The 22,524-nt window shown below is 51.5% G+C and carries 19 protein-coding genes and 1 pseudogene; 14 read left to right on the plus strand and 6 right to left on the minus strand.

Annotation, left to right across the window (positions count from 1 at the left end):
* Positions 1–341 precede the first annotated feature (341 nt).
* Entirely contained in the window at positions 342–974 is a 633-nt protein-coding gene (locus tag A372_RS0111485) for a TVP38/TMEM64 family protein (protein WP_019420996.1), read from the plus strand.
* A 159-nt stretch (positions 975–1,133) separates the two neighbouring features.
* Here A372_RS0111485 and A372_RS0111490 read toward each other — a convergent pair whose 3' ends face one another.
* Positions 1,134–1,751, minus strand: a complete 618-nt coding sequence (locus A372_RS0111490; RefSeq protein ID WP_019420997.1) for a superoxide dismutase — start codon at positions 1,749–1,751, stop codon at positions 1,134–1,136.
* A 444-nt stretch (positions 1,752–2,195) separates the two neighbouring features.
* On the opposite strand from A372_RS0111490, the gene A372_RS0111495 reads away from it, so the two are divergent.
* The 8 genes and pseudogenes from A372_RS0111495 (at position 2,196) to A372_RS0111525 (ending at position 8,430) form a co-directional block, all read left to right on the plus strand.
* Positions 2,196–2,633: a GNAT family N-acetyltransferase gene (locus tag A372_RS0111495; protein ID WP_019420998.1), complete on the plus strand. Its 438-nt coding sequence runs from the start codon at positions 2,196–2,198 to the stop codon at positions 2,631–2,633.
* A gap of 136 nt (positions 2,634–2,769) precedes the next feature.
* Positions 2,770–3,339, plus strand: coding sequence for a DUF402 domain-containing protein (locus tag A372_RS0111500; RefSeq protein ID WP_019420999.1), 570 nt, complete (start codon positions 2,770–2,772; stop codon positions 3,337–3,339).
* An 81-nt stretch (positions 3,340–3,420) separates the two neighbouring features.
* Positions 3,421–3,511, plus strand: a pseudogene (locus A372_RS38550) (ribonuclease HI); the annotation flags it as partial.
* 75 nt (positions 3,512–3,586) lie between these two features.
* Positions 3,587–5,311, plus strand: a complete 1,725-nt coding sequence (gene queG, locus A372_RS39055) for a tRNA epoxyqueuosine(34) reductase QueG (protein ID WP_019421000.1) — start codon at positions 3,587–3,589, stop codon at positions 5,309–5,311.
* A 151-nt stretch (positions 5,312–5,462) separates the two neighbouring features.
* Entirely contained in the window at positions 5,463–5,675 is a 213-nt protein-coding gene (locus A372_RS0111510; RefSeq protein WP_019421001.1) for a YneF family protein, read from the plus strand.
* 51 nt (positions 5,676–5,726) lie between these two features.
* The gene (gene folE, locus A372_RS0111515) at positions 5,727–6,317 is read left to right on the plus strand and encodes a GTP cyclohydrolase I FolE (RefSeq protein WP_019421002.1); all 591 of its coding nucleotides are present in this window, start codon (positions 5,727–5,729) and stop codon (positions 6,315–6,317) included.
* Positions 6,318–6,410: 93 nt separating this feature from the next.
* Positions 6,411–7,475: a DUF7309 domain-containing protein gene (locus A372_RS0111520; RefSeq protein ID WP_019421003.1), complete on the plus strand. Its 1,065-nt coding sequence runs from the start codon at positions 6,411–6,413 to the stop codon at positions 7,473–7,475.
* Between the two features lie 130 nt (positions 7,476–7,605).
* A complete protein-coding gene (locus tag A372_RS0111525; RefSeq protein WP_019421004.1) occupies positions 7,606–8,430 on the plus strand; it encodes a PhzF family phenazine biosynthesis protein in 825 nt (274 codons plus the stop codon).
* Here A372_RS0111525 and A372_RS0111530 read toward each other — a convergent pair.
* The 4 genes from A372_RS0111530 to A372_RS0111545 all read right to left on the minus strand — a co-directional run bounded on the left by A372_RS0111530 (position 8,427) and on the right by A372_RS0111545 (position 13,519).
* Positions 8,427–9,737 (minus strand): type II restriction enzyme, encoded by a 1,311-nt coding sequence (locus tag A372_RS0111530; protein WP_019421005.1) that lies wholly within the window; start codon positions 9,735–9,737, stop codon positions 8,427–8,429. The genes A372_RS0111525 and A372_RS0111530 overlap by 4 nt on opposite strands.
* Positions 9,738–9,753: 16 nt before the next feature.
* Entirely contained in the window at positions 9,754–10,590 is an 837-nt protein-coding gene (locus A372_RS0111535; RefSeq protein WP_019421006.1) for a DNA adenine methylase, read from the minus strand.
* 186 nt (positions 10,591–10,776) lie between these two features.
* Complete coding sequence (locus A372_RS0111540) at positions 10,777–12,240, minus strand: Fe-Mn family superoxide dismutase (RefSeq protein WP_019421007.1); 1,464 nt, start codon at positions 12,238–12,240, stop codon at positions 10,777–10,779.
* Between the two features lie 256 nt (positions 12,241–12,496).
* Positions 12,497–13,519, minus strand: a complete 1,023-nt coding sequence (locus tag A372_RS0111545; RefSeq protein ID WP_019421008.1) for an alpha/beta hydrolase — start codon at positions 13,517–13,519, stop codon at positions 12,497–12,499.
* A gap of 345 nt (positions 13,520–13,864) precedes the next feature.
* Between A372_RS0111545 and A372_RS0111550 the strand changes: the two genes are divergently transcribed.
* Positions 13,865–14,614, plus strand: a complete 750-nt coding sequence (locus tag A372_RS0111550; RefSeq protein ID WP_019421009.1) for an IclR family transcriptional regulator — start codon at positions 13,865–13,867, stop codon at positions 14,612–14,614.
* A gap of 195 nt (positions 14,615–14,809) precedes the next feature.
* On the opposite strand, the gene A372_RS0111555 is transcribed toward A372_RS0111550, so the two are convergent.
* The gene (locus tag A372_RS0111555) at positions 14,810–17,155 is read right to left on the minus strand and encodes an AraC family transcriptional regulator (protein WP_019421010.1); all 2,346 of its coding nucleotides are present in this window, start codon (positions 17,153–17,155) and stop codon (positions 14,810–14,812) included.
* 498 nt (positions 17,156–17,653) lie between these two features.
* On the opposite strand from A372_RS0111555, the gene A372_RS0111565 reads away from it, so the two are divergent.
* The 4 genes from A372_RS0111565 to A372_RS0111580 all read left to right on the plus strand — a co-directional run bounded on the left by A372_RS0111565 (position 17,654) and on the right by A372_RS0111580 (position 22,417).
* Positions 17,654–18,598 carry an ABC transporter permease gene (locus A372_RS0111565; protein WP_051004485.1) on the plus strand — a complete coding sequence of 315 codons (945 nt, stop codon included), beginning with the start codon at positions 17,654–17,656 and terminating at the stop codon, positions 18,596–18,598.
* 24 nt (positions 18,599–18,622) lie between these two features.
* Positions 18,623–19,504: a carbohydrate ABC transporter permease gene (locus A372_RS0111570; protein WP_019421012.1), complete on the plus strand. Its 882-nt coding sequence runs from the start codon at positions 18,623–18,625 to the stop codon at positions 19,502–19,504.
* A gap of 99 nt (positions 19,505–19,603) precedes the next feature.
* The gene (locus tag A372_RS0111575) at positions 19,604–21,103 is read left to right on the plus strand and encodes an extracellular solute-binding protein (RefSeq protein ID WP_019421013.1); all 1,500 of its coding nucleotides are present in this window, start codon (positions 19,604–19,606) and stop codon (positions 21,101–21,103) included.
* Positions 21,104–21,139: 36 nt separating this feature from the next.
* A complete protein-coding gene (locus A372_RS0111580) occupies positions 21,140–22,417 on the plus strand; it encodes a Gfo/Idh/MocA family protein (RefSeq protein WP_019421014.1) in 1,278 nt (425 codons plus the stop codon).
* The last annotated feature ends 107 nt before the right edge of the window (positions 22,418–22,524 follow it).

The following is a 22,524-nucleotide window of genomic DNA, read 5'->3' on the forward strand; positions in this document are numbered from 1 at the left end:
CATCCTGAATGAGTGGGAGAGTATTGCTAAGATGTCTACAAAATATAGTCGGGTCGGAGCGGTTAAGGATTTGAACATTATTATCGGAGGAAAAAACGGATGGGAGCTACACTAATTTAACGTATGGGAATGCAGCATTAAGGCAGGGTGTAAGAGGAGGATGTCTGAGCGTACAATGGAATGCGTTTGCCGGAAAAAGCAGGGTTGTATTAAGATGGCACTAGCTGAACTGTAGTAGGTCGGTGTAAGAAAAGTGTCGCAGATACCGCTATGCCGGAGAGATACAGATATTGAAGATGCCAAAGAAGGCTAATTTCGGGATGCTGAAAAGAGGTGAGAACATGGGGAAATGGATGACCGTGGCGATGTATTTATTGGTAGCAGCCGGAGTTTTCAATTACCGGGAAGAGGTTCTGGCATGGGTAGCGGGGGTGCAGTCAGCCGGGGATGTAGCTATGATGCTGGAAATGTTTCTGGCGGCTGCGCTCATTTCGTTATTCCCTGTCATACCATTCGGTATTGTCGGAGGAATGATTGGAGCGACGTATGGCCTATGGACGGGAGGATTGTTGAATATGGCCGCTTCGACGTTAGGGGCGGCTGTCATGTTCCTCGCTGCGCGGTATGGCTGTGCGGAACGAGGTAGACGATATATGGAGCGCATTGCTCCGCTTCAGAAGTTGAACGGAATGATGGAGAAGAACCCGGTGATGACTGTTCTGATTGCCCGCACCATTCCGATACTGCCTGCCGCGGCTATCAACATTTATGCAGCTCTGATGTCCGTGCCGTTCATTTCCTTCCTTGTAGCTACGGCGCTAGGCAAGTTGCCTGTCATGCTGGTGTTCGCCTTTGTAGGAGAGCAGTTGCTTGGGGATTGGACTCGGGTGCCAGTGGTGCTGCTTATCTATGCTGTATACTTGGCAGGCGTGTATGCGGTGCACCGCCTCGCAATGCGCGTTCGGAAGGTGTAAGCTCCGTGTCAATCAAAGCGGTTGTATCAATGAGCTAGGGGAGCCCGGAGGATTGACGTACAAACCGGTGAAACCTCCATATGCAATAAAAGAAAGAGTGCCAATGTGGCACTCTTTCATTAGTAAAAGTTTCTTATTGTGAAGAAACCGATTCAACAATTACTTGTTCAATGCTTCTTCGTAACGCTTCTCAACTGCAGACCAATTTACTACGTTCCAGAACGCAGCAATGTAGTCAGGGCGCTTGTTCTGATATTTCAAGTAGTAAGCATGCTCCCATACGTCCAAACCGAGGACAGCAGTCTTGCCTTCCATCAATGGATTGTCTTGGTTCGCCATGCTGAATACGGACAATTTGCCATTGCTGTCAACTGCTAAGAACGCCCAGCCGCTGCCAAAGCGCGTTGTAGCTGCTTTTGCGAAGTCTTCTTTGAACTTGTCGAGGCCGCCGAGTTCTTGCTCGATCGCTTCTGCCAGCTTGCCGGAAGGCTGTCCACCTGCGTTCGGGCCGATTGTTTCCCAGAACAAGGAGTGATTCGCATGTCCGCCGCCGTTGTTGCGAACAGCTGTGCGGATGCTTTCAGGAACACTGTCCAAGTTGGCAACCAGTTCGTGTACGTCCTTACCTTGCAGTTCAGGAGCGGACTCCAATGCTGCATTCAAGTTCGTTACGTACGTATTGTGGTGACGATCGTGGTGAATCATCATCGTCGTTTCGTCAATGTGTGGTTCCAATGCATTGTTTGCATATGGAAGCGGTGGTAATTGATGTGCCATCATTCATACCTCCCAATAATATGTAAGTGTTCTCCTTCTAATTAAACATGAAGCTGCGGAATAAATCAACATAAATGTTGCAAAAGTCTGTTATTCATTTTTCTTCCGACTTTATATCATTACCCCCAATTTCATCCATTCAAACCTGATGACAAGAACGAAACAGCTTTAACTAAAATTCCACATTTACCATAAAATTAAACCTTTGGATCGATTAAGGTATGTAAACGCTTTATATAAAGCGTTTACAAGAGAAAAAAGGAGATTTTTCTGTGTTTTATGTGGAAATTGAGTGATAAAGGAGGAATTTCGCGTTTTTTGTCGTATTTGTAAATGTACTATACAATAATAATGACATAGAGATTGATGTGACCAGGCGTAGACAGGTGTGAGACAGAGAGATAACCGAACATAAACCAAGCTCAGGATGAGGGAGAGTAAGACATGAACGTTCGATCCTTTCGTTTGTCGGATTATCTTCCGGCTACCCAGTTATTGATGGCATCGTTGTCAGAGGAATGTTGTGAAAAGACGTTGGAAGCATTCGCGCGTCAGTTATCCTTGGATGGTGAGCTTGTGCTCGTCGCCGAGCAGGAACAGAGTAACGGAGAGCAGGCCATTGTCGGACTGGCTATCGGTACCATTGATCGCAATAACGGGTACTATTACCGCCTTGCCGTCCAACCGGATTACCGAAATCAAGGGGTAGGCAAAGCGCTGGTAGCGGGATTGGAGCAGAAGTTCCAGCAACGCCGCGTCAAGAACATTATGATTGCCGCTGATGAGCATACGGAAGTCGTGTTGCCTTGGTTCGAGGCATTAGGGTATGGAGCTAAAGATGTCTTGCGCTCTTTGCAGCAGCTTCGGATTGTAGCCGGTTAAAATGGCTGTTGCATCCACAGAAATAGACAACCAATGATTGTATCTTAAGGCATATCTTTTCAACCGTTGCAATCGGGGAGAAGATATGCTTTTCTATTAATAAAGTTAAAAAGAACGCAAAAGCCGAGGAATAAGCATGGATCATTATGAGAAAGCGCTTGTGAAAAGTTTCAAACACGATGGTCACCTGCACCGTATGTGGCTGGAGAACTGGCTTGTGCCCTCTTCTAAGCGGCACCCGGATCATGCGAAGGAAGATATGCATGTGCTGATTAACTGCCAAACTCCGATTCAAGAGTCTGACGGCAAGCAGTGGGTAAGCAGAATTCCAGCTGTTACATTTTTTATCCCGAAGCAGTGGTTCAATGTCGTCGCGTTAATTGAGGATACAGGAGTACGGTATTATTGCAATATTGCTTCTCCGCCGTACCGATGTGGGCAGACGTTTACCTATATTGATTACGACTTGGATGTCATTCGCATGACGGACGGACAGGTGCAGATCGTCGACCAAGATGAATACGAACAGAATCGCTACATTTACCATTACCCCGAGCTGGTGGAACGTAAAGTAAGTGCGGGATTGGAATGTCTTCTGAACCGTATACGGCACGGCACGGCTCCCTTTCATGAGGAATCGGTATGCTCGTATTATGAAGATTGGAAGCGGGCTGTTGCAGCCACAAGCGGTAAAGATAACCAGTAAGACAATGATGCAGATGGTATGAAGATGCGTGTGTTTGACTTTCTCGGTATGGCTGAACCGTGCTGTCAGAGTGGAAGCACAATGGCGAAAGAACTGGAAATTTACACGAACGGCGCCTGCTCAGGGAATCCGGGTCCCGGGAGTTAGGGCCGTTCTGTTTTACGGCGGTCACTGGGTAGCGATGTGTATATGACGAGTAACGAATGAAGAATGTTGTGGGAATGCTAGCAATAAGGAGGTGAATGGGATGCTCGAATCGATGAAGTCACAAGATGCGCAAGCGAAGTCGGCCGACAGGCAGCCGTATGCGGCACAATCATTCAGATGGCACCAGTTGAAGCAGGAAATTATCGAAGCGGCGCCTTCACTCGGCATTGATCAAGTAGGCTTTACGACGGCAGACCCGTTCATCGAACTGAAGGCGCGGCTTCAGCATTCAGTGGATCAAGGCTATGCCTCGGGCTTTGAGGAGCCTGACTTGGAGAAGCGGACACGGCCTGAATTGTTGCTTGAAGAGGCGCGCTCCATTATAGCCATAGCAGTCGCCTATCCGTCGAAGCTGGAGGGTGCCCCGAAGTCGAAGCACGGCGCTTACCGAGGCTTGTTCGCGCGCACCGCATGGGGAATGGATTACCATCATGTGCTGCGGGACCGTCTGCAACGGCTCGAGGCTTTCATCCGTGAGCGTGTGGCGGATACGGAGCTGCGAATGAAGAGCATGGTGGATACGGGCGAACTAAGCGACCGGGCGGTGGCAGAGCGCGCTGGCATCGGCTTCAGCGGCAAGAATTGCTCGATCATTTCGCCACAGTGGGGATCGTGGATTTATTTGGGGGAGATGATTACGAACATTCCATTTCCCCCCGATCACCCAGTGACGGAGGATTGCGGCGATTGCACGCGCTGTCTCGATGCGTGTCCGACAAGTGCCTTGGTTGGGCCGGGACAGCTGAATGCGCAGCTCTGCATTTCATTCCAGACTCAATCGAAGGATACGCTGAGCCACGAAATGATGGTGAAGATGGGCAATCGGCTTTATGGATGCGATACCTGCCAGATCGTCTGCCCGAAAAATAAGGGGATGAATTGGACGCACCATGAGGAAATGCAGCCAGACCCTGAACAGGCCAAGCCCTTGCTTGTGCCGATGCTGGAGTTGTCGAATCGGCAATTTAAGGAGCAGTTCGGTACAAGTGCAGCTTCTTGGCGGGGGAAAAAGCCGATTCAACGCAATGCCATCGTGGCGCTCGGCAACTTCCGCGATCGGAGCGCAGTGCCTGCCCTGCGGACACTGCTGGTGAGCGACACACGCCCGGAAATTCGGGCAACCGCGGCTTGGGCGCTCGGTCAGATTGGAGGCCCGGAGGCGTGGCAGACTTTACAGCAAGCTCAGAAACGCGAGGAGGATGAAACCGTGCAGCAGGCAATTCAAGAGGCGGAGCAACAATTCGCCACGCATGTAGAACCGCTATACGTGCAGGAAATGGACTCACCCGTCGGTCCATTGACACTTGCCGCGACAGCGACCGGATTGTTCGCCATCGAGTTCGGAGGCGTACTTGAGATGGCAGAGGCGCTGCAAGCGCGCGCGGCGCGCGATTACGGCAAGGTAGCACTGCAGCGCCACCCTGAGCGTCTACAGGAGACGTGCCGACAGTTGGAGGAATATTTCGCAGGAGAACGGCAGACGTTCGAACTGACACTTGATTTGCAAGGAACAACTTTTCAAAAAGAGGTATGGCGGGCATTGATGGATATCCCTTATGGGGAGACGCGATCCTATAAGCAAATTGCGGAAGCTATAGGCAACCCGAAAGCTGTTCGCGCCGTAGGCGGAGCCAACAACCGCAATCCGATTTCTATCGTTGTGCCGTGCCACCGTGTTATCGGAGCGAATGGGCAACTGGTAGGTTACGGCGGAGGCATGAACAAAAAAGAAATATTGTTGCAATTGGAAGGAATTTCATATTGAAATTGCGTGTCTTACCGATTTTAATAGGGGATATTTGTCATACGGAGAGGGACATGCTATCATAATTGCGGTAGAGTTGCACAAAATCGTGCTTTTTTACGTATGAATGTACAGCTTTCAAACTAGATGATGTTGGGGTGACCAGGGGCAGATGTGGTATTGGATAACAGGAATCGTAATGCTTATCGTGGGCGTTATTATCGGCTTTGCCGTCGGTGTATTTTATTTGCGTAAACAGATGGAGAAGATGCAGTCCGACCCTCAGATGCTGCAGAAGATGGCGAAGCAGATGGGGTATAATTTGAATTCGAAACAGATGCAGAAAGCACAGCAAATGATGAAGAACAACAATAAAAAGAAGTAATCGTACGGTGCGGCACTTGACTCGCACGGCACGGTGAAAGGAGGAACGGTCGTGGCTGGCTTGAAAGATTATGTTAACATGAAGGTTGGTACGAATCGCGAACAGATCGAGTACCACGTGAAGGAAATTCTGAAGCTTGTCGGAGAGGATGTCGAGCGGGAAGGATTGCTAGAAACTCCGGCGCGTGTGACCCGTATGTATGAAGAGATCTTCGCGGGCTACGAAGTCGATCCTCGGGATGTGCTAGGGGTAACTTTTGACGAACGGCACGAAGAACTTGTCATCGTAAAAGATATTACGTATTATAGCCAATGCGAGCATCACATGGCGCCTTTCTTCGGCAAGGTGCATATCGGTTACATTCCAAGCGGTAAGATTGCCGGCTTAAGCAAGTTGGCCCGTCTGGTTGAAGCGGTGTCACGGCGTTTGCAGGTACAAGAACGCATTACCTCGCAAATTGCTGATATAATGGATGAGGTGTTGCAGCCTCACGGTGTGATGGTCGTCGTCGAAGGCGAGCATTTGTGCATGTGCGCACGCGGAGTGAAGAAGCCTGGCAGCAAAACCGTCACATCGGCGGTGCGGGGCAGCTTCCGAAGTGACGCGGCACAGCGCGCGGAATTTTTGTCTCTAATTAAGTAATTAGGTGCAAGTGGGTTAACAGAACAAATGGAACCCGTTCCGGGCAATGGAACGGGTTTTTTTGAATTCAGACAGGAGGAATGACAAGAGCTCATGACACAGGCAAACATAGAGCAATTGGAAGCAAATGCAGGTCAGGGGACGGAAATGACGGAACAGGAGGCCGCTTGGGCGAGGCTGTATGAAGCAGCCACGGCATTCAAGAAACAAGGAAGCTGGAATTGGATGTCCGATAACTGCATCTTCGGCGTATTGAACCCGGAGGACGGCAAGGTTGGCTATTGCAGTATTATGGGAGCAAGTGAAACTTTGTTCGGCCTTGCCGTGTTCCGCGGCGGAGAAGGCTTGGAAAGCTTGAATGATATGCTGTTGGAGCGCGACGAGCGTTATGCTTGGCTTCACCGTCAAAAATGCATGATGGCTACGTATGAGGACCGTACGGATTTGGAGAAGCATGATCTGGCGCAAATTAAGGAACTTGGATTCCGCTTCCGCGGCCGCAACGCGTGGCCAATGTTCCGAGCGTATGATCCGGGGCTTGTTCCATGGACGCTTGATGAGAACCAGGTTCGGTTCTTGACGACTGCGTTGGAGCAGGCTGTAGATCTTGCGGCTCGGGTAAAGAAGGATGAAGAGCTTCTGACGCCGCCGACTTCAGGGCAGGTGCTCGTTCGCGCGCAGGAGAATGGCGAGTGGATTGACCGTTGGCTCGATCCAGACTTTGTGTTGAATCGTCCGGTGAAAGTCGAGTTCGAGAATCAGGACCGTCTGAACGATATCATGCGGCGCTTCCCGAACAAGAAAGGTCACTGGGAGACGGAATTTTTCTATGCGCCGGTAGCAGTTAAGGGAGAAGGCGAACGTCCATATTATCCGCGTCTTTGTCTGTGGGTGGATCGGCTGACGCGAGCAGCGGTCGGTTTCCATGTTGCCTATGACAGCAATTTCGAGCAGGAGTTCTTGGAGCATTTCTTACAGCTCATCGAGGAGAAGGGAGCTCGTCCGCAGAAGCTCATCATCCGCACGAACGATGGGGTGGACTTGTTCGAGAAGACGGCGCAGCGCTTGAAGATTCGCATTGAGCGCGAACCGCGTCTCGTCTACTTGGAAGAAGCGCGTGGCGATTTGTTCGAATATTTCACCAAGCAGGAAGGGTAATGCGGAATAGGTAGGCGACCGCTATCATTAACGATATGAAGCAGATATTAGGCATCTCTTTGTCGTAATTGGCAGGAGGTGCCTATTTTTTATGAGATCATGTATGATAGGGAATTAAGGAGGGATACATATGAAATTGTTCACTGTGGATGCATTTACGGATAAGCCGTTTCGCGGTAATCCCGCAGCGGTTTGTCTGCTGGAACATGAGATGGACAGCGAACAGATGCAGCAGATCGCGATGGAGATGAATTTGTCGGAAACGGCGTTCATCATCCCATTGGAAGAAGGAGACCGCTCCCGCTATCGCCTGCGTTGGTTCACGCCGCAGGTGGAAGTAGACCTGTGCGGGCACGCTACGCTGGCGAGCGCGCATGTGTTGCGTGAGCAGGGGCTAGCGGAGGGAGAACGGATCGCTTTTGAGACGATGAGCGGCACGCTCTACGCTCTCTATGGGGAGAATGGACAAATCACGCTCGACTTTCCGGCGTCATCTATCGTGATGGTCAGTGATGAGGGCCTGCAGGGACGGTTGGAAGAAGCGCTGGGCTGCTCCATACAGGGGATGGCGCGCAGCCGCATCGAATTGCTGGTCGAGGCAGACTCAGAGCAGACGGTGCGTGAATTAAAGCCGGATTGGGAGAAGCTCCTGCGCTGCGATGAGGAAGTGATTGGCGTACTCGTGACCGCTCCTTCCGCTCCGGGACGAACGGATGGGGCGGACTTTGTCTCTCGCTGCTTCTTTCCAAGTCTCGGTGTAAATGAAGATCCGGTAACAGGATCCGCGCACTGTACGATGGCTCCTTATTGGGCGCAGAAATGGGGACGGACCTCGTTCATCGGAGAACAGTGCTCTGCCCGCGGAGGCATGGTGCAGGTAGAGTTGCAGGGGGAGCGGGCATTGCTGACAGGTCAGGCCGTCACTGTGATGGAAGGGAAATTAACGATAGACTAGACCATCAAATGCTTCATCCATGAATACCATGCAATAATGGACTGCGCCCGCCGCCGCTCGGTCGAAGGCTGCAGCTCAATGCCATGCTGGCGCATTAGTTGCACCGCTTCCTCATCGGATATTTGACCGTCACGATACATGCATTGCAACAGGATGTCGCGGATGGCCGGCTTGGAGAAAAGCTTACGAACGATAGCTTCATGCCGACCCTGCATCGGCAGCTGCATCAAGTCTCTTCCTACAGCGGTCAGCCGGACGGCCATGCCGTCAGTAGAGCGGTAGGTCTCGATCAGCCCGTAATAGACGCCGACATTGACGTAGTAGTCGGTCTGCCGTGGAGCGAACCGGTATATCCGGTGAATATCCGCCTTCAACAAGTCCTCCTCCGTCAACAGCTCCATGACGTTCATAAAGCGTTCGAACGAGTTCGCTTGCGGGAAGGGGGCTGCATCTGGCTCAACTTCCACTGGCGTTTCTGCGGCAATGGCCAAAATACGCTCTTTCGTCATCCCGCCCTCAATCCGGTATGCGCAGCTGCGAACAAGCGATATGGAATCGTAGCGGAGTGGTTCAGTAAACTGATATTCAAACAAATAATAGATTCCGTCCGAATAGAGAAAATAGATTGGAATGACCGGCTTCGTCAGCTGCGGGCGCTGGTTAAGCGCCCGGTAAGGGTAGTAGAGCTGACGGACGCAGAAGTCCTGCGGAATTTTATTTTTCGCTTCCAAAATGAGAATTTCCCGCATCGTTTCAAATCCGGCGTCGATCTCCATCTGTTGACTGCGTTCCACCTGAAGCGGTTCCAAATATGAGCCTACATAGAAAGAAAATTCCGGTGATCGCATCCGCCCGCTGAACGTTAATTCCAGCGGTTCGGAGCTTTCGATGCCGCGAAATCGATGCAGCATGTCGGTCATATGGGCGGTATGAAGCGCGTTCGCCTCACTGGTGGAGCTTGTCCCGTCGGCTTGAATCGTCTGAAAGGCAGGAAAGCGAAGATACGCTTTCTCTACCGCAATGTTCTCAATGGGATCAAGCGGATGAAAAATCGGAAACGGAGCGATAATGTACACGCCGTTCGATACCGGCAGGATGCCGAGTTGATGATCGGCAAAGCAGGGCGACAGCTCGCCGGAGGAGTCGAATTTGCACTGCAGGCGTGCCTGCACACCGGGACGAAGTCCATTGATTTGTTCGCTCGTGATCGTGAAGAAGCCCTGCGCTTCAATGTGCTCCAAAATCCGATATTGCTCGAACAGCTCGTTCCAGATCAGGTCCTTCTGTCTTAGCCTGCTTGTCGTCACTTCCGTTTCCCCGCCTTCAGTGAAGTTCGTAATTCAATACCAGCACCTCGTCCACGTTGCCACGCGCGCTTGCCTTGGAATTGATGTTGCGCCGGGCTTGCACGATATGGATATGAAAATCGGCATACAGCTCCAAAATAAAGTCTGTCGCATGATTGGACAGCATGACATATACTCCGCGATCACTCAAATCCCGGAACACTTCGGCTAAGCGCCGCTGCTCCTCACGGCCGAATCCTTCCTTGGCATACGAAGTAAAGGCGGCGGTCTTCGTCAGCACGTCATAGGGCGGATCGAAATAGACGAAGTCCCCGGCTTGAGCTCCGTTGACGGCTGCGTTGAAGTCCCCTTCTGTAATGCGGATGTCCGTACGGTTAAAATAAGCGGATATATCCCGGATTGTCTCTTCCTGTACGATATCCGGCTGCTTGTATTTGCCGAACGGGACGTTGAACTGCCCCGACGCATTGACACGATATAAACCGTTATAGCATGTCCGATTTAAAAAAATCAGGCGCGCGGCCCGCTCAACGGGAGATAGTCGCGCATAAGCTTCCGCATCGCGATCCCATGCCCGCACTTCATAGTAATAGCTCTCTTCATTCCGATGGATGCGGAGCGCTCCAATAAGCTGATCCGGCTGCTGCTTTATCGTACGGTAGAGGTTGATGAGCTCCGGATTGACGTCGTTAATAACAGCCCGCTCAGGCGCGATGTTGAACAAGAGCGCCGCACCGCCGATGAACGGCTCGAAATACGAAGCTTGGTTCCAATTTATTTGCGGTAGGCGGCTGTGGATTTCGGGGAGCAGTTGGCGCTTGCCGCCTGCCCATTTTACGACCGGTTTCAGCAAATCACCTCACCCCTTTCTATTGTAATGTACTCTTTAGTATGCACCGAAACAAAAGAAAAAAGCGGCGGTGGAGCCGCTTAGACTGCGGATAGTCGTGTGAGGCAATGGAAGCCGCACATGAGTTCGCGTTTGTCTTCTATTGTACAGAACGAAGGGGGAGAGGCGCAACAACGAAAACAGGGATCTTCAATAAGGCGTCCACTTCACCTTGCGGGCTTGGCTGAAGCGTTCGGCTACGGCTGGCCAATAGACGATATGCCACCAGTCATCGATATATTTGGCGCGCTCATTTTGATGCTTCAAATAGTAAGCATGCTCCCACACGTCAAGCGGCAGCAGCGGAATAACATCCCATTGGGACAGATTTTGATGCTTCTCTGCCTGAAGGATTTCAAGCCTGCGGCTGCGTGGACTCCAGACAAGGATGGTCCATCCGCTGCCTTCCACTTTCTCAGCCGCTTTGGAAAATTGCTGCTTAAAGGCGTCGACGCTTCCGAAATCATGTTCAATCTGCTTACGCAAAGCGCCTGCAGGTTGCCCGCCGCCGCGAGGATTCATAATGTCCCAGAAGATCGTGTGCAAATAATGGCCGGCACCGTTAAAGGCGAGTTCATTCTCCCAGTATTTAATCAGATCGAAGTTGCCGGTACGACGTGATTCGGCAAGCGCGAGTTCGGCCTTGTTCAAGCCATCCACGTAGCTCTGATGATGCTTGTCATGGTGGATGCGCATCGTCGTCTCATCGATATAAGGCTCGAGCGCATTGTAGGCGTAAGGCAGCGGAGGCAGACGATGTCCGCCGATAGGGACAAAGGCTTCATCCGCTCGCTCCGAGGATTCGTAGCTAGATGCCGATGTGGAATCTGGGAGTGGCTGGTTCGCGGATCGGGACGCGGAGCTGTATATAGGTTCGACGCTATTGCTGCGTACAGACGAAGCATTGAACGCTCCTGCGGGTGTTGAATTTTGCCGTCCTCCGCCGGGATGCCAAGCCTGCGAGTTACCGATATAGGCGCGTACGCCCGGTTGCTGATGTGACGTATTCACGGATTCGTACAATTCCTCCTTGGCGTCGAATGCCGATGTAGTCCAGTTCGGCATTCCGCTATTTGATGGGCTCACTTGGTATGGGGAAGCATTGCCCCTGTCGATTGCCGCGTGAATGTGCGTCATTGGCTGGGCGACGCCCTCTGCCGCATTAGATGCGCCATGACTTACCAAAGTGAACGGTGCTTGCGTAAGCTCCTGCACGACGTTCAGGAAATATTGGGACTCGCTTGCAATATGATCGATTACAATCGGAGCAAGCGGGATGCTCTGCACCGCCTGGCTATGCCGCTTCACTTGCTCAAGCTGCTGTAGGAACTGCTCCGATTGATACACAGATGCCTTCAGCAGCAGCTCAAGCTGGTGCTGAAGCGAGGCATCCATTGCATGCGGATGATTCACGACGCTGTCCAGCCATGCGGCGGCGGTTGATTCGGTCTTGGCAAAGACCTGCTCCCATTCCAGCAGCAGTTGAACATATACTTCCTCTAGCTGGGGCACGATGGCCCGAATCACCTCGGTATGTTCCTTCTCCTGTCTCTTCCAGAATACGATTTCTTCTAGCAAGCGAACCGGCATCAGCGGCCCGTAAACATGCAGCAATGCACTCCCTCCTTTCGCCCTAAGCTCCTTACTATTGCGTGTTCAAAAAGACCACTTTTCAGCGCCAAGAAGGTTGCAAGAACCCGAAGCGTATGATTCCGAAGCGAGTTTATCTCCGCAAAAAAGATTTGATACCGAATTCTATCTTGAGATACTTCGTGATCAAAAGAGGGCTTTTTGAAAAACCTCTACTAGTGTATTAGCGGCAGAGGTTGGACTATGAGAAAGAGCACAAAAAAACCGTAAGCTCGGAGGCTTACGGCTTTGCGATCATATATCCTTCATCGGTATGATAGGCTGCGTTAAGAAAAGCGGCCGCTTTGCCCAAATATTCCTTGCGGTGTGTGCGATAAATAAGTTCATGCTGCACATCCGGCACAATCCATGACTCCGAAAGTTTATTCGACTGGCGGGCGGAAAGCTGCTCCGATATTTCGTAGGGCGCTTTTGTGTCCGCAGTACCGTGAATGAAGAAGGTCGGAATAGCGTAGTTAGTCGCCTTCACTTCATTGTACGGAATTTGCTGCAGGCTCGTGCCGTTCAGAGCGGGGAAGAAGGCCCGCAGTAAATCGAGTGACGGATGCTTCGGCAATGAAATGTACTGCGTTAAGTTATGATACAGCGTATCCGGTTCGAGCAAGAACGTGCTGTCCAGTATCATGGCATCGATATCTTGAGAGAGAAGCGATGCTTGCAGGGCGGTACCCGCCCCCATGGAGAAGCCCCAGACGACGATATGCTCCGCTCCGCGTTCCTTGGCAAGCTGTACGGCACCGAGCAATTGCTCCTTCTCGAGACGGCCGCCGGTCGCCTTCGTCTTATGCTGTTCGGAAGCAAATCCGTAATCGAACATGACCACATTATAATCAAGCCGATGCGCAAATTGCGCTAAGTCATACATCGGCACCCAATATTCTTCCCGGTTGGCTCCATAGCCATGGCTGAATATTATCGTCCGTTTGGACGTTTTATCGGAAGGGATGTACCAACCGTCTACTAAGGTATGACCATCTCTGGCAGGGAACGCAACCGTTTCATAACGCATGCCCTTCGCCTCCATCGGGTTCGAGAAGAGCGGAGGAACCTGCGGATTGGCGAACATCCATGCAATAAAGCCATGCAATGCCAGAAAAATAAGAAGTGCGGCAACCACCGTCGACAAAGAGAGCGCGATCGCCACATGCTTCAATCGAATGCGCCGGGCGACAGCAGGAGCAGATCCGGAAGGAGCAAGCCATTCGGGGTGAAGCGATGGAGATGTTACGACAGGTGTGTTCATATGCATGACCTCCTCCAGGATGTGTTGGGCAACGATGATTGTGTTGATTTTCGACAAAATTTGATGAATATAGAACTAAAGTCCCGCAAAGGGGCTCGACCTTGCAAACGTTTTAAGCTGTACTACCATCGTATGCGGTAAACCGCTTAGGGTCAACGAATCTGCTCGATTTGTAAGGTGAATGTAACGTTGCCGTAACATTGAAACATCATTGTAAAAAATGTCGAAATCAGGGACGTTAGTCGGAGATGGCAAATTGATTGTAGTCTCTTTACGACGCAGGAAAAGGACGTTATACTAGATGTAACAAAGTTTCATTCTGTGGAACGAAAGAGGGAGATTCACGTGGAGGAACGCGGGAAGTTGACTGTTCGCGCGGTGGAACGCGCACTTGATATATTGATGTGCTTCGCAAATGAGCGCGATTTGAGCTTAACGGAAATTGCATCGCAGGTGGGCTTGAATAAGAGCACGGTCCATCGGCTGATGGCGACGCTGGAGGAGCGGGGATTTGTAATCCGCAATGGCGACAAGTATCGCCTGGGCTACCGGATATGGGAGCTTGCCGCGAATTTGACGCAGGTAGACGACCCGGCACAGCTGCTGCTGCCGGACATGGAGCACCTGCGTGATCAGATTGGCGAAACGGTGAGTTTGTATGTAAGGGACGGCAAAGACCGTATCCGCATTCAAGCCGTACAGAGCAATCAGGCGATTCGGCGGGTCGCGCCGGTAGGCGCCAAGCTGCCCCTCTTTGTCGGAGCGTCAAGCAAGGTGCTGCTTGCGTTCGCCGAGCCGTATGAGCGTGATGCTGCGCTGCAGGATTCGGGCTGGCCACCGAGCATGGATCGGGAGACGTACATGAGCCAGCTGGAGGAAGTTCGCCGCTTAGGGTACGCGATTAGCGTAGAAGAACGGGAGCCGGGTGCAGCGGCGGTGTCCGTGCCGATATTCGACCGCAGTCATCAGCTTGCCGCCGCTCTGTCCGTATCTGGACCAGTGAGCCGTATGTCGATGGAGACGCTGCGTGCCTGTGCGCCGCAGCTGATGGAGGCGGCACGGCGAATGGAGACGATGCTGCGCACGGTGATGTAGCTAGGATAGAAACAAATTGGGGTCAAGGATATCCACTGGAGAGACCTGACGATTGCCTTTGAATCCGAGTCATCACCGCTTATTCTCATCCCAATGACTTGGATTCAACAGCGACGGAAGTGGATACGCCCGCCATTCTTGTTACCTTTTCACCTGTTTTCGAGTTTCTCGACAAGCTCAAGGACACAGCCATATTCAGGCATGTGTCCTTGTTTGCTGTTGCGACTGTGAGTGCTGCTGCCGGTACTGTCCCGGTGTCATCCCTTCCTGCTTCTTGAACAAGCGGTTGAAGTATGGGGGCTGGTATCCGGCCGATTCGGCAATTTCGTTAATTTTCATATCGGTGGTCAGCAGCAGTTCCTTGCATTTGTTCATCTTGATCGCAGTCAAATAATCGATGAAATTTTGTCCTGTCATCTGTTTAAAGGCTCTGCTTAATTGAGAGGTGCTAATTCCTGCCTCTGCTGCGCACGTTTCCAGCGAAAGGTCACACATATAGTCCTGTTCAATGCGTTCAAGCAGTTCTTCCACTGCGTGCTTCATCGGCGCGTTGTAGCTGCGTTTGATCGAGGCGCTATAGGGCTGAATGATTTTGGTGCGGAACCAGCTGAGCGACGCTTTCGTATCGCGCAGTCCACCCAATTCTTCCTGCCAGCTTAAGCCAAATACGGCATAAGGGTTGTGCCCGAGCTGAAGCAGGGAACGGTGAATGCTGCCGATGAGCCTCATCAAGCCTTCGTGAACCATCCATTCTGCGCCGCCACTTGCTTGCAACGCGGTAACGAATCGCTCCAGACTCTCCATTGCTTCCTCTTCAAGCCCCATATTCAGTGCATGAATGATTCCAAGCTCTAAATCTACAGGAGACTCGATCGGATTAGGAGAGTGCGCCAATACGTGCTCCGCTTCGAGCAGTTGGTTGTTCAGCCCGAAGTTCCGGTAGCTGATGGCGCGCCGCGCTTGCTCCATACCGTGCGGGAGATCGATCCATCTATCCGTGACCCGACTCGCCACAATCGTAACATAGACGCGCAGCGTATGGTGGAGCGCCCGCATCAGGCGGTCGCCCAAGGACAATATCCGACGATGCGACTCCTCAAGCCCACCCTCCTTCGCCATAAACAAGATGAGCCCGAAGGAACCGTCCAAAAAGTTCATGACGTGCACATGCTCGCACTCTGCCTCCTCCATGGACAGCTCCTGCACTACATTGATCGAGGCGTAGGTCAGGAGATGCACGTCTTTATCAGACATCGGCGTACGCGCTTCCTCCGCATTGTGCAATTGGACGACGACAGCTGCGAAGCGCCGGCCTTCGATGTCCAGTTCAAGAGAACGAAGCTTCTCCTTAATTTCTGCTTCTTCCAACGTAATGGCTTGTCCTTGCACGAATTGATTAATGTAAGCTTCACGCATGGATGGTATCGCTAAATTCCACTGCTCCTGCAGTGATTCATTGGCGAAATGGTACTCCTTCCACTCCTGTTCAATATAATCCAATTCGTTGCGAATGCCGCTCTCCGGCGTGCGCCAAGAGCTGACCATCTCCATGACGCGGCGAATCGGATTGTAAATGCGGCGCGAAGCGAACCAACTGACGAACAATGCCGCGGCCAGTGCAATGCAAGAGAGCAGTATCATTAATTGTGTGTACGGCTGCGTCGGAGAGGTAACGACCGACAGAGGGGTTGCGGATACGTAAGCCCACGTTTCCCCGAGCGTGTTGAACGAAGCGGTCTTGACCAGATATGTTTCTCCGTCCAGCTTCACCTCAACATCCCCGTCCTGCTGCGGAGTGTTGGCATGAGGCCGCTCCTTTCGAATCACTTGCATCAGTCTCTCATCCATTATGTTAGTAGTGGAGCGGGCAGCGATATTGCCGTTTCCGTCCAAAATAAAAGATTGCCGATCGGCAAGGGAGAAGACGTGCAGCTTTGCCGGGTTAATAAAAATGACGATCGCGCCGTAGGCGTCGGCGCTGCTGTTGTAAGGCAATTTCATGACGATGGCATGCTTGGTTCCTGCTTGACCGAAAGGGCGGGCAAGGCCGTGAGTCCAATACATATCGGGAGACGGATCAAGCAGCCCGGACCATTGTCGGGTGACTTCCGGCTGCTCCAGCTGCCGGACACCGAGACTCGGATGCAGCAATTTATTTTGTTTTTTTACATACAAATACACTTGATCGATGAGCGGCACCGCATTTTCAAGCACGGACAAGGTCGACAAGATCTGCTCTGTCTCCTCAAATCGATCGACGAAGTTCATGTCGGCAATGGTTGAGCGGAATTGGGGCTTCACCGCCATATGTGATACGAACGTAACCAATTGGGAGAATTGCTCGTCCACTTGATTGGCCACATCATTGAGCTCCAACTGATGCTTGTTGTGAAACTGCTTCACGAGATGCGCATTGCCGGCATACAAAAAAGCCGAACAGATGACGGCAATGGGGACGCAGGTCAGCACAATGGCGAGCATGAGGCTTCGCCAATATAGCATTCCTTTGGATTGTAGACGGTCGATCAAGCTTGCTTTCACATATCACACATCCTTGGACGTTATGAGCTTTTTACTATTGTAAAACAATCCTTTAGCATTGAAAAGGCTTTCATCATGAAATAAAACCGTTGTGAGAACACCTGTATCGAAGCCTTTCGAAGAGGGGCAACCGCGTGTAGAGGCAGGTTTATAAGCCTAAGGAAGCTTGGATCTCGCTTGGTCAAAAAAGTGCAATCGGAGGAAATCGTTGTTCCGGAGGTAGCGTGCGCAGCGATCAAGATCTATCTGGAAACCGCATAATAGCGCGTAAAGCTGGATGATTTTACTCTGTTGCAGCGCAGTCTTAAACGATACGGCAAAAAATTCAAATTGCAGGCAATGATGATAGCGTTTACATTCAATTTACTGACATGGATGCAATGAAATTAACATGCAATGAAATGGCGCAGAGGACAAACAAGCAGCAGAAGAGAGGGATGGCATATGACCACAAGCAACTTGCCACAGGATAGAGCTATGGAACGACCGGGCGCAGCAATGGAACCAGACAAACCGCAAAGCAAACCAGAAGGCAAGTATTCGCTATTATGGAAGGACGTCCGGCGCGATAAATACTTATACTTTCTGGCGCTGCCGGGTATTTTGTTTTTTATTATATTCAAATATATTCCGATTACGAATCTGGTCATCGCATTCCAGGATTATTCGCCTTACTTCGGGGTATTAGACAGTCCTTGGGTAGGGTTAGAGCATTTTGCAAGGTTTTTCGCGCATGATGACTTTTACATCTTATTGCGCAATACGCTTGGCATCAGTTTGATGAATTTGGTGTTCTTTTTTCCGGCGCCGATTATTTTATCGCTCATGTTAAATGAAGTGCGCAATGCCATCGTGAAGCGGACCGTGCAGTCGCTTATTTACATCCCGCATTTCCTGTCGTGGGTGCTCATTTCAGGTCTGACCTTCCTTATGTTCTCGCAATCGGAAGGTCTGGTGAACAAAGCGCTCGTCAGTATGGGAAAAGACACGTTCGACCTGCTGACCAACCCGGATTATTTCTGGGGCCTGCTGACTGCGCAATCGATTTGGAAGGAAATCGGGTGGGGGACGATTATTTTTCTCGCCGCCATCGCGGGTATTGATCCGCAGCTGCATGAAGCGGCTGTCATGGACGGGGCAGGCCGCATGCGCCGCATCTGGCACATTACGCTGCCAGGCATGCGCAACGTCATTATCATCTTGTTCATCCTGCGGCTCGGCGCCATTATGGACACGGGCTTCGAGCAAATCTATCTGATGATGAACGCGGCGGTTTCCAATGTGGCAGAAGTGTTCGACACGTATGTGTACCGCATCGGAATTAAGCAAGGCGAGTTCAGTTATAGCACCGCCATCGGTCTATTCAAGTCGATTGTGGGTGTCATACTCGTCGTATCTGCCAATAAGATCGCCAAGAGATTCGGTCAAGATGGACTATATTAACAAGCTGGGAGGAGACGAACGATAATGGCGGACAAAGGCTGGCGCGACCGCGTCTTCAACATTACGAATATTACGGTGCTCATTCTGATTGCTTTGGCGACCGTATTTCCGATTTATTATACGATTGTTCTGTCCTTTACAGACCCGACGGAATATTACAGCAAGCCGCTTATTCTGTTTCCGGAAAAATGGACATTGGATGCATACCGATACCTGCTCTCCAACGGGTTGTTCGTCAGCGCGCTCGGGGTCAGCACATTTCTGGCTACGGTTGGAACAGCGCTCAGTCTAATCGTGACGGCAGGGCTTGCCTATGCGTTGTCGCGCAAGCGGCTTCGGTTCCGGCGTGCAATGATGTTCCTTATCTTGCTGACGTTTCTGTTCCAGCCAGGCTTGGTGCCAGCTTATCTCATCGTCCGCAACTTAGGTCTAATCGACAGCATCTGGTCGTTAATCCTGCCCAGCTTGACGAGCGGCTGGTATGCCTTGCTAATGAAAGGCTTCTTCGACAGCATACCGGACAGTCTGGAGGAGGCGGGACGAATTGACGGCTGTAACGAAATCGGCGTCTTCTGGCGCATCATGCTGCCGTTGTCGCTGCCTGCGCTTGTCGCTTTCGGTTTGTTTTTTGCGGTAGGTTATTGGAACACCTACTTCAATGCCTTGATGTACATCAACGATCAGAACAGATGGCCGCTGCAGGTTCTGCTGCAAAATATGCTGGTAGATCCGTCGACGATGGGCGGAGGAGCGGGGGTCGAGAGCTTCCGTGCCAATCGGCAAATGCCGACCGAGACGCTCAAAATGGCTGCCGTTGTCATTGCGACGATTCCGATTATGCTTGTATATCCGTTTTTACAGAAGCATTTTGCGAAAGGCGCCATGGTCGGCTCCTTGAAGGAGTAGCTCCTGAAAGCAGTGCCCTTACCGGAAGATGGTTCGACGTCAGTCTAACCTATACATGAAGGTGCAAGTGGAATTAAGTATAAAAGGGAGGTCGCTATTATGAAAAAATGGCTAAAAACGACGTTTCTGCTCACGCTGGCAGGCTCATTGCTGCTGACCGCATGCGGAAACAACAACGCCAGCGACAACGGCGGTGTGACCAACATTAAAACTCAGGTAATTAACTATGCGCCGGAGTTTATCGGTCCGGACAACCCGCTCTGGCAGGAATTCGAGAAGCGGACGAACACGAAGCTGAACATTACATGGCTCAGTCCGACAACGGCAGAGGACAAAATTAACGTAATGCTCGCATCGGGGGACTTGCCTGATTTGACCTACGTCGAGACGCTCGACAATTCACAGCTGCGCAAAATGATTGATCAAGGCGTGTTCTGGGATTTGACAGAGCTGCTGAAGGAATATCCGAACTTAAACCGCGAGGAATTCGAGGTGATGTGGCGGGATTCCAAAATCAACGGCAAAAATTACGGCGTTCCACGTTATTACCCGGCATACGGCGGAGGAATATTCCCGATGTTCCGCAAGGACTGGCTTGATAAATTACAGCTGCAAGTGCCTGCGAACGTAGATGAATTCCGGGAAGTGCTGAAGGCGTTCAAGACGAAGGATCCGAACGGCAACGGACAGGCGGATGAGGTGCCATATGCAACGACGCCTGCTTCATTGGGCTTTCTGTACAACGTATTCAATGAGACGCAAGGCAGCTGGAAGCTGAAGGACGGCAAGCTCGTGCCTATAATTACAGAAGACGCTTCTCGTGACGCATTGCTTTACATTAAACAGTTGTTTGATGATGGGTTGCTTCCTCCGGATTTCGCCATTATGAAATTTTCACAAGTGACCGACTTAATTCGCAGCGGCAAGGCAGGGGGCGTCGGGTATTCGATGAATCAGGCGTGGATTCATACGGAATTCATCCGCAAGACCGATCCGAATGCAGACTTGATTCCGCTCGCTTCGATTGAGAACAAAGCGGGAGTGAAATATACGCCTTCTGGTGTCCCATATTACGGTGTATTTCTGATACCGAAAAAAGTGCCGGAAGACAAGGTGAAGAAGATTCTCTCCTTCCTGGATTACGGATACGGGCCGGAAGGAAACACGCTTGCCTTCTACGGTGTGAAGGACGTACACTATAAGGAAGAGAATGGAAATAAAATTCCGACGGATCAAGCGAAGAAGGATATGGTCGGGGATGGCAACATGGCCTCCATCTTCCACTTGGTCAGCGACGATATGGCGATTAGCGCTATCGGAATGCCGGATGATTTCTACAAGCGCAACGTTGACATTGTAACGGAGCGGAAGAAAGTCGATGTACCGCAGCCGGACCGCGGCCTGTTCTCTGAGAAATTCAATCGGTATTTCCCTGATATTCAGAAGAAGGTCGACGACATGCGCACGAAGGTCATTATCGGGAAGGAAACGATCGAAGCGTATGATAAGCTGATTGAGCAGCTTCGCAACGATGCGCAATTAAAGGAAATTACAGATGAGATGAACGAATACTATGCGAAGCGCCAAGCAGAGCTGTAGACGATCGAAGCACCTACAATAGGGAGATGAGGACACGTGCAACAAGTTACAGCGATCGTGATTGGAGCAGGGGATCGGGGAGCCCGAGCATATGCCCCTTATGCATTGGACAATATGCATGAGTTCAAGATTGTGGGCGTGGCCGATCCGAACTTAGAGCGGCGGCGCAGCTTTGCGGAAGCGTTCGAGCTGCCGGAGTCGCAGCAGTACGATTCGTGGGAATTGATTCTTGGGGAGAACAAGCTGGCTGATGCAGCTATCGTCTGCACACAGGACCGGATGCACTATGAGCCGACGTTGCGCGCACTCGAGCTTGGCTACCACGTGCTGCTCGAGAAGCCAATGTCGCCGGAGCCGAAGGAATGCGTTGAGATGGAGCTAGCCGCCAAGCGTCATAACCGGCTGCTCACGATATGCCATGTGCTGCGGTATACACCGTTCTGGACGGCAATGAAGCGTGAGATCGATCGTGGCGCGATTGGGGATATCATCTCCATCCAACTCAATGAGAACGTCGGGAACATGCACATGTCGCACAGCTTCGTCCGCGGCAACTGGCGCAACAGCGATCAGTCGAGCCCGATGATTTTGCAGAAATCGTGCCATGATATGGACATCCTGGCTTACTTGATGAATGAACCGTGCGTGCGCCTCAACTCCTTCGGTTCCTTGATGCATTTCCATGAAGGCAACAAGCCGGAAGGAGCGCCTGCGCGCTGCATCGAAGGGTGTCCGGCGGAGGCAAGCTGCCAATATCACGCGCCGCGCTATTATTTGGGCGAAGGAATCGGCTGGGCACGCAAAATTACGGATAACTATACGAAGGAAGGTATTGTGAAGGCGCTATGGGAAGGTCCTTACGGCAAATGCGTCTATCAGACCGATAACAACGTCGTCGACCATCAGGTCGTCAATATGGAGTTCGCGAGCGGGGCGACGGCGATGTTCAGCATGTGCGGCTTCACGCACGACAACACGCGCATCGTACAGGTGATGGGCACCAAGGGAGACATCCGCGGCAATATGGAGGATGACGGCTTCGTCATTCATGACTTCGTAACGAAAGAAGAGCGGACGATTAAGGTGCACACGCCGGAGACGGGACATGGCGGTGGCGACTCCGGCATCGTGCGTGCGTTCCTCCAGGAAGTGCGCAGCTTCGGACACAGTGCGGATGAGAGCTTGTCGTCGGCAACCGTTTCCGTGCGCAGCCACCTGATGGCATTCGCAGCGGAGAAGTCCCGCCAGAACGGCGGGCAAGCGATCGATTTGCAAGCGATGTATGACGATCTTGCGGGGCAGCCGACCGCATAATCGTTTATATGTATAAGTATAAGAAGCAAACATGCCCTAGCAATGGGATGCGTGTCTGCTTCTTTTTTTGCGTATACCATTATATAACAGATAAAATACAAGAAATT

Source organism: Paenibacillus sp. OSY-SE, from assembly GCF_000283315.1.
Taxonomy (GTDB): Bacteria; Bacillota; Bacilli; order Paenibacillales; family Paenibacillaceae; genus Paenibacillus_B; species Paenibacillus_B profundus.

Bases quoted from the DNA above. Each gene is read 5' to 3' on its own strand.
- A372_RS0111485 (WP_019420996.1), top strand. From the start codon at position 342: ATGGGGAAATGGATGACCGTGGCGATGTATTTATTGGTAGCAGCCGGA.
- A372_RS0111490 (WP_019420997.1), bottom strand. From the start codon at position 1,751: ATGGCACATCAATTACCACCGCTTCCATATGCAAACAATGCATTGGAA.
- A372_RS0111495 (WP_019420998.1), top strand. From the start codon at position 2,196: ATGAACGTTCGATCCTTTCGTTTGTCGGATTATCTTCCGGCTACCCAG.
- A372_RS0111500 (WP_019420999.1), top strand. From the start codon at position 2,770: ATGGATCATTATGAGAAAGCGCTTGTGAAAAGTTTCAAACACGATGGT.
- queG (WP_019421000.1), top strand. From the start codon at position 3,587: ATGCTCGAATCGATGAAGTCACAAGATGCGCAAGCGAAGTCGGCCGAC.
- A372_RS0111510 (WP_019421001.1), top strand. From the start codon at position 5,463: ATGTGGTATTGGATAACAGGAATCGTAATGCTTATCGTGGGCGTTATT.
- A372_RS0111520 (WP_019421003.1), top strand. From the start codon at position 6,411: ATGACACAGGCAAACATAGAGCAATTGGAAGCAAATGCAGGTCAGGGG.
- A372_RS0111525 (WP_019421004.1), top strand. From the start codon at position 7,606: ATGAAATTGTTCACTGTGGATGCATTTACGGATAAGCCGTTTCGCGGT.
- A372_RS0111545 (WP_019421008.1), bottom strand. From the start codon at position 13,519: ATGAACACACCTGTCGTAACATCTCCATCGCTTCACCCCGAATGGCTT.
- A372_RS0111565 (WP_051004485.1), top strand. From the start codon at position 17,654: ATGGAACCAGACAAACCGCAAAGCAAACCAGAAGGCAAGTATTCGCTA.
- A372_RS0111570 (WP_019421012.1), top strand. From the start codon at position 18,623: ATGGCGGACAAAGGCTGGCGCGACCGCGTCTTCAACATTACGAATATT.
- A372_RS0111575 (WP_019421013.1), top strand. From the start codon at position 19,604: ATGAAAAAATGGCTAAAAACGACGTTTCTGCTCACGCTGGCAGGCTCA.